15 protein-coding genes and 1 riboswitch are annotated in these 15558 nt (G+C 54.4%); of the genes, 11 read left to right on the forward strand and 4 right to left on the reverse strand.

Features of this window, described 5'->3' with window-relative positions; genetic code table 11:
- Window positions 1-6 precede the first annotated feature (6 nt).
- From JXQ85_RS06210 to lexA, 5 genes are all read left to right on the forward strand, one after another.
- Window positions 7-648: a uracil-DNA glycosylase gene (locus JXQ85_RS06210; RefSeq protein ID WP_421748016.1), complete on the forward strand. Its 642-nt coding sequence runs from the start codon at window positions 7-9 to the stop codon at window positions 646-648.
- Entirely contained in the window at window positions 645-1457 is an 813-nt protein-coding gene (gene trpC / locus JXQ85_RS06215) for an indole-3-glycerol phosphate synthase TrpC (RefSeq protein ID WP_421748017.1), read from the forward strand. The genes JXQ85_RS06210 and trpC overlap by 4 nt, the downstream gene beginning before the upstream one ends.
- Window positions 1457-1942, forward strand: a complete 486-nt coding sequence (gene moaC, locus JXQ85_RS06220; protein ID WP_421748018.1) for a cyclic pyranopterin monophosphate synthase MoaC — start codon at window positions 1457-1459, stop codon at window positions 1940-1942. The genes trpC and moaC overlap by 1 nt, the downstream gene beginning before the upstream one ends.
- Window positions 1939-3114, forward strand: coding sequence for a gephyrin-like molybdotransferase Glp (gene glp, locus JXQ85_RS06225; RefSeq protein ID WP_421748019.1), 1176 nt, complete (start codon window positions 1939-1941; stop codon window positions 3112-3114). The genes moaC and glp overlap by 4 nt, the downstream gene beginning before the upstream one ends.
- A gap of 172 nt (window positions 3115-3286) precedes the next feature.
- On the forward strand, window positions 3287-3994 hold the full coding sequence (gene lexA / locus JXQ85_RS06230) for a transcriptional repressor LexA (RefSeq protein WP_421748020.1): 708 nt from the start codon (window positions 3287-3289) through the stop codon (window positions 3992-3994).
- A 19-nt stretch (window positions 3995-4013) separates the two neighbouring features.
- Here the strand turns inward: lexA and JXQ85_RS06235 are convergent, their stop codons facing one another.
- A complete protein-coding gene (locus tag JXQ85_RS06235) occupies window positions 4014-6056 on the reverse strand; it encodes a ComEC/Rec2 family competence protein (RefSeq protein WP_421748021.1) in 2043 nt (680 codons plus the stop codon).
- A gap of 144 nt (window positions 6057-6200) precedes the next feature.
- Here JXQ85_RS06235 and gltX point away from each other — a divergent pair, with 144 nt between their 5' ends.
- The 6 genes from gltX (at window position 6201) to JXQ85_RS06265 (ending at window position 12179) form a co-directional block, all read left to right on the forward strand.
- A complete protein-coding gene (gene gltX, locus JXQ85_RS06240) occupies window positions 6201-7607 on the forward strand; it encodes a glutamate--tRNA ligase (RefSeq protein ID WP_421748022.1) in 1407 nt (468 codons plus the stop codon).
- Window positions 7608-7717: 110 nt separating this feature from the next.
- Entirely contained in the window at window positions 7718-9013 is a 1296-nt protein-coding gene (gene gltA, locus JXQ85_RS06245; protein ID WP_421748023.1) for a citrate synthase, read from the forward strand.
- 133 nt (window positions 9014-9146) lie between these two features.
- Window positions 9147-9354: riboswitch (cobalamin riboswitch) on the forward strand.
- Between the two features lie 99 nt (window positions 9355-9453).
- On the forward strand, window positions 9454-9630 hold the full coding sequence (locus tag JXQ85_RS06250) for a hypothetical protein (RefSeq protein WP_421748024.1): 177 nt from the start codon (window positions 9454-9456) through the stop codon (window positions 9628-9630).
- Window positions 9630-10394, forward strand: coding sequence for a metal ABC transporter ATP-binding protein (locus JXQ85_RS06255; RefSeq protein ID WP_421748025.1), 765 nt, complete (start codon window positions 9630-9632; stop codon window positions 10392-10394). The genes JXQ85_RS06250 and JXQ85_RS06255 overlap by 1 nt, the downstream gene beginning before the upstream one ends.
- The gene (locus JXQ85_RS06260; RefSeq protein ID WP_421748026.1) at window positions 10387-11262 is read left to right on the forward strand and encodes a metal ABC transporter permease; all 876 of its coding nucleotides are present in this window, start codon (window positions 10387-10389) and stop codon (window positions 11260-11262) included. The genes JXQ85_RS06255 and JXQ85_RS06260 overlap by 8 nt, the downstream gene beginning before the upstream one ends.
- Before the next feature lie 23 nt (window positions 11263-11285).
- Window positions 11286-12179 (forward strand): metal ABC transporter solute-binding protein, Zn/Mn family, encoded by an 894-nt coding sequence (locus tag JXQ85_RS06265; protein ID WP_421748027.1) that lies wholly within the window; start codon window positions 11286-11288, stop codon window positions 12177-12179.
- Between the two features lie 69 nt (window positions 12180-12248).
- Here JXQ85_RS06265 and JXQ85_RS06270 read toward each other — a convergent pair whose 3' ends face one another.
- The 3 genes from JXQ85_RS06270 to JXQ85_RS06280 all read right to left on the reverse strand — a co-directional run bounded on the left by JXQ85_RS06270 (window position 12249) and on the right by JXQ85_RS06280 (window position 15529).
- Window positions 12249-13040, reverse strand: a complete 792-nt coding sequence (locus JXQ85_RS06270; RefSeq protein WP_421748028.1) for an enoyl-CoA hydratase-related protein — start codon at window positions 13038-13040, stop codon at window positions 12249-12251.
- A 66-nt stretch (window positions 13041-13106) separates the two neighbouring features.
- Window positions 13107-13559 (reverse strand): cytochrome c-type biogenesis protein, encoded by a 453-nt coding sequence (locus JXQ85_RS06275; RefSeq protein WP_421748029.1) that lies wholly within the window; start codon window positions 13557-13559, stop codon window positions 13107-13109.
- Window positions 13556-15529 (reverse strand): heme lyase CcmF/NrfE family subunit, encoded by a 1974-nt coding sequence (locus JXQ85_RS06280; RefSeq protein WP_421748030.1) that lies wholly within the window; start codon window positions 15527-15529, stop codon window positions 13556-13558. Before JXQ85_RS06280 ends, JXQ85_RS06275 begins: the two co-directional genes overlap by 4 nt.
- Window positions 15530-15558: the final 29 nt, after the last annotated feature.

The following is a 15558-nucleotide window of genomic DNA, read 5'->3' on the forward strand; positions in this document are numbered from 1 at the left end:
TATATTATGACGCCTGAAACTTGGGCACACCTTCCCTTCTTTGCATCTGATTTTGCGGCGATCGAAGCTCAAGTCGCCGCAGACACCAGAGACACTCTGCCACAAGCCCATCAACGCTTTGCTGCCCTAGAGGCCTGCACACCTGAAAACGTCCGCGTTGTCATTCTTGGCCAAGACCCCTACCCGACGCCGGGCCATGCCCATGGTTTGGCCTTTTCGGTTGAACCTGATGTGCGCCCGCTCCCACGCAGCGTCAACAATATTTACAAAGAGATGGTCGAAGACCTTGGTGCTGCCCCTTTAAATGGCGACCTTCGCGGCTGGGCTGAGCAAGGCGTTCTACTGCTGAACACGGTGCTTTCTGTCCCTGCTGGTGAAGCCAACGGGCACAAAGACCTCGGCTGGCAGACTTTGGCCCACCAAGTCCTTGCAGAGGTCTCACAAAAACCCACCGCTTTTGTCCTTTGGGGCAAACAGGCGCAGGCGCTTTCAAAGCATATTCACCCCGGGGATCATTTGATGATAGAAACCGCCCATCCCTCGCCGCTTTCGGCGCGGCGCGGTTTCTTTGGCTCCCGGCCATTTTCGCGTATCAACACTTGGCTCACCGACCGCGGCGAGCAACCCATCGACTGGACCCTGCAATGACCATCACTGTTCTGGATAAAATCAAAGCCTATAAGCTCGAGGAAGTCGCCGCTGACAAAGCCGCGAAACCCTACGCAGAGGTCGAAGCCGAAGCAAAATCCGCAAGCCCGACTCGCGGCTTTGCAAATGCGCTCATCGAGGCATCAAAAACAGGTTATGGCCTGATCGCTGAAGTCAAAAAAGCCAGCCCATCCAAAGGCTTGATCCGCGAAGACTTTAATCCGCCAGTATTGGCCAAAGCCTATGAAGATGGCGGCGCAACCTGCCTGTCGGTCTTGACAGACACCCCATCTTTCCAAGGTGCGAAAGACTTCCTGGTACAGGCCCGCGAAGCGACAAACCTGCCAGCCCTGCGCAAAGATTTCATGTATGACACTTATCAGGTCGCTGAAGCCCGCGCCCTGGGTGCCGATTGTATCCTGATCATCTTGGCCTCCGTGTCTGATGCCCAAGCCCAGGAACTGGAAAGCGCGGCGTTTGAATGGGGCATGGATGTGCTACTGGAAGTACACGACGCCGAAGAACTTGAGCGCGCAAGCAAGCTCAAGTCCCCTTTGATGGGCATCAACAACCGCAATCTCAAAACCTTTGAAACCACGCTGGACACAACACGCATCCTTTCGAAAATGGTACCAGATGATCGTTTGATCGTCTGTGAAAGCGCGCTCTCGACACCTGCCGATCTGGCTGACATGGCCCGCCACAATGCGCGCACCTTCCTGATCGGCGAAAGCCTGATGCGTCAGGACGATGTGACCGCAGCAACCAAGGCCATCCTCGCCAATCCCCTGATGCCGGAGAACATCTGATGACAGATAACAAAGGTCTCACCCATTTTGATGCCAAGGGCGAAGCCCATATGGTTGATGTGTCAGACAAAGCCGTGACCGATCGCATCGCCACAGCTGTTGGCCAGATCAAAATGAACAAAGAAACCTTTGATATAATTGCAGAAGGTCGCGCAAAAAAGGGCGACGTTCTCGCCGTCGCGCAACTGGCAGGCATTATGGGTGCCAAACAATGCAGCACTCTTATTCCGCTTTGTCATCCGCTGCCAATCACCAAGGTCTCTGTTGATCTGGAAATGAACGCAGACCTTCCGGGTGTCGACATCACTGCAACGGTAAAAACCACCGGCCAAACTGGGGTTGAAATGGAAGCCTTGACTGCCGTCAACGTCGCCGCCCTCACGGTCTACGACATGAGCAAAGCCGTCGACAAAACCATGGAAATCGGCGGCGTCCGCGTTGTTCTAAAAGACGGCGGAAAATCAGGGCGGCTTGAGTCCAAATGATCTCAGTCGCAGAGGCCCTCGCCCATCTATTTGATCTCGCCCAGCCTCTGGAAACAGAGGTTGTACCTCTCAAACACGCCAACGGGCGCGTTTTGGTAGAAAATGCCATCGCCCGCCGTGATCAACCACCTTTTTCTGCATCTGCAATGGACGGCTATGCGGTCCGCAATGCGGACGTAACAACAGGCGCGACATTCACAATGATCGGTGAAAGCGCGGCAGGCCATCGCTTTGATGGTGCGATCAATGCGGGCGAATGCGTCCGAATTTTCACAGGGGCTCCTCTGCCCAAAGGCGCTGACCGCATCATAATCCAAGAAGATGTCACCGCCGATGGCGACAAAATCACCCTTGGCGACAACCTTGACAGCAATCCATACGTGCGTGCCAAAGGGTTTGATTTCAAAGACGGCGATGTGATCCCTGCCTCTAAAACACTGGGCCCCTCAGATATCGCATTGCTAGCTGCAATGAACATCAGCGACGTCACGGTGACACGCAGGCCAAAGGTTGCGATCCTGTCCACCGGCGACGAATTAGTCATGCCCGGCGAGGAACCAACCGAAGATCAAATTATCGCCTCCAACAGCTTTGGCCTTTATGCCATGCTTAAAGACATTGGTGCAGAACCCCGTCTCCTGCCGATCGCAAGGGATAATGAAGCAAGCTTGAAAACCGCCTTCTCCCTTGCGGAGGATGCCGATCTTCTTGTCACCATCGGCGGTGCCTCTGTTGGCGATCATGACCTCGTTGGTGATGTCGCAGCTGATCTTGGGATGGAGCGCAGCTTTTACAAAATCACAATGCGTCCCGGCAAACCTCTGATGGCCGGGCGCTTATCAAACGGCGCGATGATGATTGGCCTTCCCGGCAATCCTGTTTCTGCCATGGTCTGTGGCAAGATCTTCTTGGAACCGGTGATCCGCGCCATGCTGGGTTTGGGCAAAGCGCCAGCACGCGAGTTTACTGCACCTTTGGCACATGACGTAAAAGCCAATGGCCCACGCGAACATTACACACGCGCGCGCCAAGAAAACGGCAGCGTCAGCATCTTTGAGCGGCAAGATAGTGCATTGCTCAGTGTATTGGCTGCCGCCGATACGCTTGTAATCCGGCCTCCGAACGATCCAGCTCGCAAAGCAGGAGAGATCATGCGTTGTGTCGCAATCTAAAGCGACCCTAATTTCATCTCTCCCAAAAAGCGCCTGCCAAAGACATCCTGTCGATGCCAAGATACGCACCAAAAGTGAACAAAACCCAAACACTTGACACAAAACAAGAACAAGGGTAGAACAAACAAAAGAGCTGTACATGACACTTGCATGACACTGTGGAGGCGAGCAAATGCTGACCAAAAAGCAAAAAGACCTTTTGGAGTTCATCCATAAACGGCTGCAAAAGGACGGTGTTCCACCCAGTTTTGATGAAATGAAGGACGCGCTGGATTTACGTTCTAAGTCGGGCATCCATCGTCTCATCACCGCTTTGGAAGAACGTGGCTTTATTCGCCGCCTCGCGCACCGCGCCCGCGCGATTGAAATCGTTAAGCTGCCTGAAGGCATGGCGCCAGTGGGTCGTATGGGCGGCTTTGAACCCAAAGTCATCGATGGCCCACATCCCTCTCCTGCTCAAGCAGCCAATGTGACGCCAGACGAAGTTCAGCTCTTTGCCCGTGAATTGCCCGTGATGGGCCGCATCGCAGCCGGTGTCCCAATTGAGGCCATCAGCCATGTGCACCACCACGTCGCAGTGCCCGGCCAGATGTTGAAATCAGGCGGTCAGCATTACGCACTCGAGGTCAAAGGCGATTCCATGATCAACGCTGGTATCAACGACGGTGATGTTGTGATCCTGCGTGAAACCGGTTCTGCCGACAATGGTGACATTGTTGTTGCGCTGATCGAAGACGAAGAAGCCACATTGAAAACCTACCGGCGCGTAGGCAGCTCAATTGCGCTTGAGGCCGCGAATCCAGCTTATGAAACGCGCGTATTTCCAGACGATCAAGTACGTGTTCAGGGCCGCTTGGTCGGACTGATCCGAAGCTATTAATTCAAAACACCCTGCCCATTTATGGCAGGGGCGTGGGCGGGGACCATAATCGCTGCCCACGTCTTTGCGTGACCGTTTGAACTCTTAAGGCCCCCGTCTTGGTGACCCGGATGGCGATGGCGCCAGAGTTTTTCAAAAAACGCGCATCAATAACCTGACAATCCACAGGTTTTTCAATGACTTGATCGGAAATGATGATTTCCTTTTCATGACATCCAGTAAAGGCTTTCACCCCGCGTTTACCTTGCAGATGCACAAAGGTCTTGGCGTTGATTGAGGATCTAAAAACACCAAAGATGTCGGATTGTTTTCGCCCTGCAGCTTCGAACTGATCCGCAGCATCCCCGTCATTTTCAAGCCAGCTTTTGGCGACAAATCCCTGACCGTTGGCTTTGCTCAGGATACGCCCATCATCGCCCATGACGCCGATAAGCTTACCGTCCCCTGAAATGAGGACCTCAGGCCGGTCAGATTGGGTCCAAATGAAAAGACTTAGGGCGATTGTCAGCACACCCAGCCAACGCAATCGCCCCTGCCATAATATCATCCAACACGCAGCAAGGCTTAAGATCGGCAGAACAGCCCAATGCGGAGATACAATTGCGACCCGCGCGCCATCCATGGCGCTGACCCAATGTGCAATCGCCAATATCCACCGCAGCCCAAGCCCCATGATCTCAAATCCGACCCAGTCTAACCCGATTGGGTGCAGTAACGCGGCCAATACGGCCCCTGGTATGACAATGATCCCCATCGCGGGAACTGCAGTGATATTGGCCAAAAGCCCATATGCTGCCCATTGATTAAAATGCGCCGCAGCAAAGGGCGCAGTGGCAAGCCCTGCAACGGCTGATGACACAAACAAACCAAAGACTGTACGCTGCCAGGATTTCAGCCCTACATCCGGCCCATTACGCATTAGGCCAAAGACCCAAACCAAGGCTGTGGTTGCTGCAAAAGACATGTGAAATCCCGCAGATAGCAGACTGGAGGGCTTCTGGGCCATGACCATCAATGCGGCGATGGCCACGGCACGCAGGGTCAAAGCACGCCGATCCAAACTGACTGCAATCAAAGCGACTGCTGCCATGATGTAAGCCCTTTGCGTGGCGATACTGGCGCCGGATAAAATCAAGTAACAGGTGGCCCCACTGAGCGCTGTAAGAGCGGCAATCTTTTTCACTGGCCATCGTAACGCCCAGGGTGGCCAAAGTGCCAAAGCATAACGTATGGCCGCAAACAGAAATCCCGCCAACAACCCCATATGCAGGCCTGAAATCGCTAGAAGATGCGCAAGGTTGGACACGCGCAAGGCTTGCATGGCTTCAGTGGAGAACGCACTCCGATCACCTGTTGTGACAGCCGCTGCAAAGCCGCCGATGTCACCCCCCAAATAAGTGGAAACGTATTGCGAAATCGTCCGGCGCATACGGCCAATATACATTGCGCCTTCCGGCGGATTCATCTCTAGAACCGGGACCCGCGTGTAGCCCACCGCCCCAAGCTGCAAAAACCAAGCATGTCGTTGAAAATCAAAACCACCGGGCTCTGTTGGACCATTCGGAGCAGACAAATGCCCGGTAGTCCCTATGTATTGCCCGGGCATAGGACCGAGCCAGTCCTGCTCTCCGTGCATTGAAATCCGAATGCGCGTTGGCGTTTTCTTAGGCTCGATACGGGCAAGCACAACTTGATCCAACGTCAGGCGTACCGCATGAGAGCCAGAACGATCAATCGTCACCACCCGCCCATAAATCGGGCCATAGTAGTGCAAGTTTAACCGAGGTGCGCTATGCAAATGAGCCGAAAGGCCAGCGGCAAATCCTCCTAAAAGGATCACAGTTGGGAAATAGGCGATGAACCGGCTGGGCGCCTTTAATCTGAATAGAAAAAACGTGATCAGTGACAGACCACCTGCCCCGATACCTAAGCCCCATAGATCGGGTTCAAAGCGTAAGGCAAAGTAAATCGCGATACCCAGTCCGAAACATACGGCCGTCCAGGAAAGGATCTGCCCAACCTGTTTAGAAAGCTCTGTTTCGATCCAAGTTAAGACAGACACATCCTGTCCTTTTCCATCGCTGCGTCGACTATCAGGATTGAACTTGCTCACTTCACTTGGTTCTGGACCTTGTTCTTGGGCTGTCTGATCGCTAGACAGACCTCAAATTATTCCTCTTTTGGTTACTGAAAGGTTAAGCCTGTCATGTCCGGCACGGTTGTCACACGGTTTGCACCATCCCCTACTGGGTTCCTTCACATCGGCGGTGCCCGCACGGCGCTGTTCAACTGGCTTTATGCGCGCGGTCGCGGCGGGAAATTCCTACTGCGCATCGAAGATACGGACCGCGAGCGGTCTACGCCGGAAGCAACAGATGCCATTTTGCAGGGCATGGCGTGGCTCGGTCTGGATCATGACGGCGAGATCGTCAGCCAGTTTGAAAACGCAGCACGTCATGCCGAAGTTGCGCTGCAGCTTCTGGCAGAAGGCAAAGCCTACAAATGCTTTGCAACCCAAGATGAAATTGCCGCCTTCCGGGACGCAGCACGCGCCGAGGGTAAATCCACGCTCTATCGCTCCCCTTGGCGGGACGCGGATGCTTCAACACATCCAGATGCACCTTATGTGGTGCGGATCAAAGCACCTCAGAGCGGTGAAACCGTCATCAAGGATGAGGTTCAGGGCGACGTCACCATCAAGAACGACCAACTGGATGACATGATCCTGTTACGCTCTGATGGCACGCCCGTGTACATGTTGGCTGTTGTTGTAGACGATCATGACATGGGCGTGACCCATGTGATCCGGGGGGATGACCACCTAAACAACGCAGCACGTCAGATGCTAGTCTACAATGCCATGGGCTGGGATGTTCCTGTTTGGGCGCATATCCCGCTGATCTTCGGACCAGATGGCAAAAAACTGTCCAAACGACACGGCGCGACAGGTGCGCAAGAATATCAAGCGATGGGCTATCCTGCCGCTGGCATGCGCAACTATCTGGCCCGTTTAGGTTGGAGCCATGGCGATGACGAATTTTTTACCGACGCTCAGGCGCAAGAATGGTTTGATCTTGGCGGTATCGGCAAATCCCCAGCGCGTTTTGATTTCAAAAAGCTGGAAAACATCTGTGGTCAGCATATCGCTGTGTCCGACGATGCCGCACTGCTGCAAGAAATCGAAGCCTATCTACACGTAAAAGGTGAGCCAGCCCTAAAAAACAACGTTACCGTACTTCTACGGGATGCAATGTACTGCCTTAAAGATCGCGCGAAGACTTTCCCGGAACTTCTTGTAAAAGCTGAGTTTGTTCTGGCTGAGCGTCCGATTTCGCCAGACGAAAAGGCCTCAAAAAATCTAGATTCAGTATCCCGTGGTATACTCAGTGAATTGACGCCGCAGTTGCAAAATGCTAGCTGGACCCGCGAGGGGCTTGAGGCGGTCACCAATACCTTTGCTGAGGCAAAGGAACTCAAATTCGGCAAGATGGCAGGACCGCTGCGTGCGGCCCTTGCAGGCCGAGCGGTGACTCCAAGCGTGTTTGATATGATGCTCGTTCTCGGGCGCGACGAGACCATCGCGCGCCTGCAGGATGTAGCGGAGCCTATGTAAGGTCGCGGTCGGTCTGCCGACCCGATCCTATTGCACAAACGAAGGCCATGGGTTTCGACCCAAGGCCCAACCTGGGTGAAAGCCCAGGGTCAACTGAGGAAGGGAATACTATGACCGACAGCAAGAAATCCGCCACACTGACTTTGGATGGCGAATCCTACGAACTGCCGATCTTCTCACCGACCGCTGGCCCAGACGTTCTGGACATTCGCAAGCTATATGCGCAGGCGGGTGTATTCACATACGATCCGGGTTTCACATCTACTGCATCTTGCGATTCCACCATCACTTTCATTGATGGCGGCAAAGGCGAGCTGCTGCACCGCGGTTATCCAATCGATCAGCTGGCAAGCAAATCCCACTATCTCGAGGTCTGCTACCTGCTGCTTTACGGTGAACTGCCAAGCGCTGCGCAGCTAGAAGACTTTGAAACACGTGTGACAAACCACACCATGGTGCATGAGCAAATGCACAACTTCTTCCGTGGTTTCCGTCGTGACGCACACCCAATGGCGACCCTCGTGGGCGTTGTTGGCGCGATGTCTGCCTTCTATCACGACTCCACAGATATTTCTGACCCATGGCAGCGCGAAGTGGCTGCGATCCGTCTGATCGCGAAGCTGCCAACCATTGCTGCGATGGCGTATAAATATTCCATCGGTCAGCCGTTTGTGTACCCACGCAACGATCTGGATTATGCGGCAAACTTCCTGCACATGTGTTTCTCTGTGCCTGCCGAAGAATACCAAGTGAACCCAATCCTGTCGCGCGCGATGGACCGGATCTTCACACTGCACGCGGATCATGAGCAAAACGCGTCGACTTCGACTGTGCGTCTGGCGTCTTCTTCTGGTGCAAACCCATTTGCATGTATCGCTGCTGGTATCGCTTGCCTCTGGGGCCCTGCCCACGGTGGCGCGAACCAAGCTTGCCTTGAGATGCTGAAAGAGATCGGTTCTGTTGACCGTATCCCTGAATTCATCGCCCGTGCAAAAGACAAGAACGATCCATTCCGCCTGATGGGTTTTGGTCACCGTGTTTATAAAAACACTGACCCACGCGCGACGGTTCTGAAACAATCTGCTGACGAAGTGCTTGAACTTCTGGGTGTCGAAGACAACCCACTGCTGCAGGTCGCCAAAGAGCTGGAACAGACAGCCCTGAACGACCCTTACTTCAAGGAAAAGAAGCTTTTCCCGAACGTGGATTTCTATTCCGGCATCATTCTGGAAGCGATGGGTTTCCCAACGTCTATGTTCACACCGATCTTCGCGCTGTCTCGTACAGTTGGCTGGATTTCACAGTGGAAAGAAATGATCGGCGATCCTCAGAACAAAATCGGTCGTCCGCGTCAGCTGTATCTGGGCGAAACGACCCGCGATTACATAGACATCGAAAACCGCTAAACGGTTTAAATCTAAGACAGAAAGCCGTCCCTTTGGGGCGGCTTATTTTATTTCCTTAACTGATCCAACCAGCCAAAAGTCGCAGACACTTCGTGATGCGTCGATTTTTCGTTGGACAGAAAAGTTCCAGTGTGACACCTGTGTCATCAATGGTGTTTGCGTCACATGTGACGCAGGCTGAAAAAGGAACGCGGTGCGATGTTCACGCATCAATTCCGCGACTGCCCCCGCAACTGTAAGCGGCGAGCGACCTCGAATTAAACCACTGGGCTTAGGCCTGGGAAGGACCGAGGAAGCATCGACCCGCAAGTCAGGAGACCTGCCATTTAACTGAATCACCAACCCAGGCGGGGTGTCCTGGAAGAGAGGCAACATGTATCTGACGCACGCCGTCAAAAGACAATTTGGTTCCCTTCTGCCCCAGTCAAATGGAGGCGGATGTGAATAGCTTGTCCAACGCATCAAACACCGAACAGACATCAATGTGGTCTGACACTCAGGTCAGGGTCGACGCACGTCGCCTGCCCTGTTTGACAGAACTCAGCACGCTGGGTCTCGTCGGCGGAGCGCTCGCGCTTTCGTCTCTTCTTTGGATTGCGATCATCTCTGTTCTCTGATGACGACAGTTTTTGAGGTCCGAGACCTATCTCTCGGCTATCCGAATAAGGTGCTGTTTGAGCATCTGTCCTTTGACATCCAAGCTGGAAGAACTTTGGCGGTTCTTGGTGCCAATGGTTCTGGCAAAAGCACCTTTGTCAAAATGATGCTAAACCTGATGAAACCCCTATCTGGCGGGCTAAATTGGCCTGCCGGTCGTCCGCGTGAAATTGGCTATTTGGCGCAGATGGCAGAATTTGACAGCCGGTTCCCAATCCGTGTCCGCGATCTTGCCGCGATGGGTGCTTGGGGTGGCTTTGGGATGCGCCGTCGTCTTGATCGCGCGGCCCAAGACCGGGTGTCTGCCGCCCTTGCAGAAGCCGGTGTCTTGTCGATTGCCGACCAACCGATTCACACCCTGTCTGGCGGGCAATTGCAACGTACGCTGTTTGCCCGAGTGATCATGCAAAACGCCCCGCTTATCTTGCTGGATGAGCCCTTTGCAGCCGTCGATCAAAGCACCGAAGCACATCTTTTGGCGATCATCGATCGCTGGCGCAACGAAGGCCGGGCTGTGGTTCTGGTTGTGCATGATCTTTCGTCGGTATTGGATCACTGCACCGATGCGCTCCTTTTGGGCGGTGGACGCGCCACGCATGGCGCCGTCGATGACGTGCTGACCCCAGAAAATCTGATTGGGCAGAAATACATGTCGGAAAGCCAAGCCTCTTGGATGTTCCGCAGCGCCGCTTCAACGACACCCGAAGGGGCAGAGCATGTTTGAGTTTTTTGCTGAAATGTTCGGCTTCACCTTTATGCAGCGCGCCTTTGTGGCGACCACGGTGCTGTCAGCCTCTGTTGCGCCTGTTGGGGCCTTTTTGGTGCTACGCCGCTTGTCGTTGGCCGGTGAAGCCATGGCGCATGCGATCACGCCGGGCATCGTGATTGGCTTTGTCACCGCGGGTCTATCGGTCATGTCACTTTTGATTGGCGGGCTTATTGCCGGCGTTGGCGTCGCAATCTTAACCGCGCTTTTGGCGCGCAAAACCATCCTGCGCAGTGACGCGAGCCTTGCGTCGCTTTACCTGATCGCTCTGGCAGCAGGGATCTTCATCCTGTCAGCAGCCGGATCTGCTGTGCCATTGAAAAGCTTCCTTTTTGGATCGATCTTGGGCATCGATGATGCCTCCATGCTGCTTGTTGGAGGCGTTGCAACCGTCACGCTTCTTAGCTTTGCTGTCCTTTTGCGCCCCTTGATCGTCAGCACCTGTGACCCGGTCTTTTTCGAAGCACGTGCAAAACATCCGTGGCTGATCGATCAGGGCTTTATGTTGCTGCTCGTTTTGAATTTGCTGGCAGCCTTTAAGACCCTTGGCACATTAATGGCGGTTGGACTGATGATCCTGCCTGCCACCGCTGCGCGCTATTGGGCGGCGACCATCACCGGACAACTGGTTCTTGGTTTTATCTTTGCGCTTCTTAGCTGCTGGATTGGCCTCACCCTATCCTACGTCTTTCCAGACACGCCGTCTGGCCCGGCCATCGTATTGGTCGCAGGCGCGATCTTCCTGATCTCCGTGCTTTGTGCCCCGCTGGGGTTTGGCCCGAAAGGGCGGAATACCACCAGCCTTAACGCTAATTCCGAAACTTAACCCTGAATTTGTAAGAAAATCCAATGACCTATTTGAACACTCTTAAAAACAGCATCGCATCCGCAGCACTTGCACTTGTTGCATTGCCTGCGGCCGCTGGTGATTTGCAAATTGTTGCCAGCTTCTCAATTCTCGGCGATATGGTTGAACAAGTTGCTGGCGATTATGCAGATGTGACCACCATCGTTGGTCCAGATGCCGACGCACATGTGTATTCCCCATCCGTTGCCGACGCCCGCGCTGTAGCCCAAGCTGACGTGATCTTTGTCAATGGCATGGGCTTTGAAACATGGTCCGATACGCTGATTGCAGAATCTGGCTCTAAAGCCTCTGTGCACATTGCAACAGACGGAATCACACCAGTTCTAGTCGAAGGTGAAGTCGACCCACATGCCTGGAACTCACTGCTGAACGGCGTGATCTACGTGAACAACATCGCCTCTGTCCTGTCCGAAGCGGCCCCAGCACATGCGGATGATTTCAAAGCCAACGCAGAAGCCTACGTGGCAGAACTGACTGCGCTTGATACAACAACGCGCGAAAAACTTGCGGCCCTGCCAGCGGATCGACGCACCGTTGTCACGGCCCATGATGCATTCGGTTATCTGGCGGATGCTTATGGCATGACCTTCCTGGCCCCAGTTGGCATCGACACCGAAGCAGAGCCTTCCGCGAAAGAACTCGCAGCACTTATCAGCGGTCTGAAAGACCAAGGTGCCTCTGCCCTGTTTGTTGAAAACATCACAAGCCCTGCCCTGATCGAGCAGATTTCCGAAGAAACCGGTCTGAAAATCGGCGGTCGTTTGTTCTCTGACGCGCTGTCAGCGCGCGGCGGCCCTGCAACAAGCTATCTCGCGATGTTCGAGCATAACTTGGGCGCGCTGGTGACTGCACTGGAAAATGCCGGCGACAGCTGATCAAAACCGATCCTAAAAATAGAAAAGGGAGCCAGACGGCTCCCTTTTTTAATCCTTAAACCGTTTGATTTACCGGCCTTCATAATTCGCTGGTCGTTTTTCAAGGAACGCCACCACGCCTTCTTGAAAGTCACGGGTTTTGCCGCAGGCACCCTGCAGTTTGGCCTCATGGGCCAATTGCTGATCCAGATTGTTGTTCCAGGTCGAGCGCATAGCCTCTTTAATCCGGGCGTAAGCTGCCGTTGGACCGTTCGCCAAATGCGCGGCGCGGGATTTCCAATGGGCGTCAAAGTCTTTATCCGCCACATGTTCCCAAATCATGCCCCAGTCATCGGCTTGTTTCGCGGTGATCTTATCCGCAAACAAGGCCGCACCCATGGCTTTGGCCATGCCCATCTGACGTGGAAGCATATAGGTGCCACCTGCATCTGGCATAAGACCAATGCGTGTAAAGGCTTGAATGAACACAGCGCTTTCTGTGGCAATCACAACATCTGCGGCTAAAGCCAGGTTCGCCCCTGCCCCTGCAGCTGCTCCGTTCACAGCCGAAATCACCGGCAGCGGGCAATCCAAGATCGCGCGGATCATAGGCGTATACTCATCGCGCAGCGTGCGCTCTAGATCGAGTGTCGCGGCATTGCCGCCATCCCCCAAATCTTGCCCCGAACAGAAGGCGCCATCCGCCCCGGTCAGTACCAAGACGCGGATGCCCTGTGTCTGCCCATGCAACGAGATATCATGCACCGCATGGGTGATCTCTGCGCGCATCTGCGCATTCAGCGCATTCATCTTTTCTGGGCGGTTCAATGTCAGTACGGCCACGCCGTCTGCCACGTTTAGGTCAATCGCTTGATAGTCCATCTGGGCCTCTTATCCGTTTGTGCTCAAGATAGGGTCAATCACGGCCCTGTGAAGGGGGACTGCGCGTCAATCTTTAAGGATTTCGTCCAAACGCGCCTTTTCTTCATCACTCAACGCTTCAATGGGCTCTTTCGCGGGTTTAGACCGGCGTCGCAGATAGCCCGCAGAAAGACCCAGGGCCACGATCAACATCGCAGGCCCTGCCCCCCAAAGCACCAGATTGCTGCCACCGGTTTGTGGTTTCAGCAAAACATATTCGCCATAGCGGTCGACGATGAAATCAACCACTTCGACATTGCTATCGCCCGCCACCAGACGTTCACGCACCAGAACACGCAGGTCCTTGGCAATACCCGCATTGCTTTCATCGATGCTTTCATTGCGGCAAACCAGACAGCGCAGGTTTTTTGAAATGATCCGTGCGCGAGTTTCCAACGCAGGGTCGTCCAGAATTTCGTCAGGCTCTACGGCCCAAAGTGGTGTGGCTATGAGCAACAGAAGGATCAGTAGACGTTTCATTCGGCAGGTACCCCAGCGGTTTTGCGCGCGCCTGCCGCGACGCGGTAACGGCGATCCATCAAGCTAAGGAAGCCACCAAAGGCCATCAAAGCACAACCGAGCCAAATCCAGTTGGTAAAGGGTTTCACGTAAGTGCGCACAGTGTGACCGCCATTGGCCTGCGCATCGCCAATAACCACATAGACATCCCGGAAAGCGCGGTAATCAATCGCAGCTTCGGTGGTTGGCATGCCGGCCACAGGATAGACGCGCTTTTCAGGTTGCAACAACGCCACCTCGCGCCCCTCGCGCGTGACCAGAACATCTGCCCGAGTTGATAGGTAATTTGGCCCTTCCACGTCTTGCACTTGCTTCAACGTGATCTCATAGACCCCCACTGGGAATGGTTGATCAATTTGGGCGACGCGAATGTCTTCGACCTCCCAAGCCATAAGACCTGAAATGGCAAACATAGTAACGCCAAGCCCGGTGTGCGCGGTCGCTTTGCCCCAATCAGCGCCCGGCAGACGCAAAAGGCGTTTAATCCGCTGTGCGGTGCTGCCGCGACCTGTGCGGCTGAACAAATCGATCACCGCCCCCATAACAACCCAAGCCCCCAGCATCAGGCCGATGGGACCCAGCAAAGACTTCTCTGCCTGCACGGCCCACGCCAAGCCTGCCAAAGCCAATGCGACCCCGGCAGCCGGTGCAAATTTGCGAACTACACGACCCAATTTCGCTCTTTTCCAGGGCAACATCGATCCGATTGGGAGGATGAGTCCAAGGGCGACCATGAAGGGTGTAAAGGCCAGATTAAAGAAAGGTGGTCCAACACTGAGAACGCGTTCAAAGAACATCTCAGACAGAAGCGGCCAGATGGTGCCGATAAAGACCACAAAACAAGCGACTGCGAGCAGCACGTTGTTTAAAACCAAGGCGCTTTCACGACTGACGACACTAAAGACACCCTTGGCTTCCATCGCACCCGCACGGGCAGCAAACAATGTCAGCGCACCACCCATAAAGATCGCGAGGATCGCCAAGATAAACACGCCGCGTTCGGGATCATTCGCAAAGGCATGCACAGAGGTGATCACGCCGGATCGCACAATGAAGGTACCGATCAGCGAAAAGCCAAAGGCCAAGATCGCCAATAGGATGGTCCAGCTTTTCAAGCTCTCGCGTTTCTCGACCACGATGGCTGAATGCAGGAGAGCCGCCGCCAAAAGCCACGGCATAAAAGAGGCGTTTTCAACTGGATCCCAGAACCAGAACCCGCCCCAGCCAAGCTCGTAATAAGCCCACCAAGACCCGAGCGCGATACCGATGGTCAGGAAAATCCAAGCCGCCAATGTCCAAGGGCGCACCCAGCGGCCCCAAGCGGCATCTACCCGACCTTCGATCAAAGCCGCTACGGCAAAAGAAAAGGCCATCGAAAGACCGACATAGCCCAAATACAGAAACGGTGGGTGGAAGGCCAAACCGGGATCTTGCAACAGAGGATTCAGACCTCGACCATCAAAGGGCACGCCGCCTAAATCCATGCGTTCAAACGGATTTGACGTGAATAAGATAAAAGCAAAGAAAGCCACAGCAATGGCCGATTGAACCGCCAAGGCCCGGGCTTTCAGGCCGGGTGGCAGATTGCCTCCAAACCAGCTCAGGCTCGCGCCAAACAGCGTCAGAATCAACAGCCACAACAACATCGAACCCTCGTGGTTCCCCCAGACTCCGCTGATTTTGTAAAGCATGGGCTTCAGCGTATGCGAATTGGCATAGACCAAGCGCACCGAGAAATCCGAGGTCACAAAGGCATGGGTGAGCGCACCAAAAGCGAAAGCTGTAAGTAAGAACTGCGCCGAGGCTGCTGGATCAGCCACCGCCATCCATCCAGACCAGCGTTTCTGTGCCCCAATCAGGGGAACGACCGCCTGCACCACGGCCACCATCGCGGCGAGGATCAGGGCAAAATGACCGAGCTCATGTATCATGCCCAAGATATACGCCGCGACCACCAAAA

The sequence above is a fragment of the Cognatishimia sp. genome (genome assembly GCF_049116455.1).
Classification (GTDB): domain Bacteria; phylum Pseudomonadota; class Alphaproteobacteria; order Rhodobacterales; family Rhodobacteraceae; genus Cognatishimia.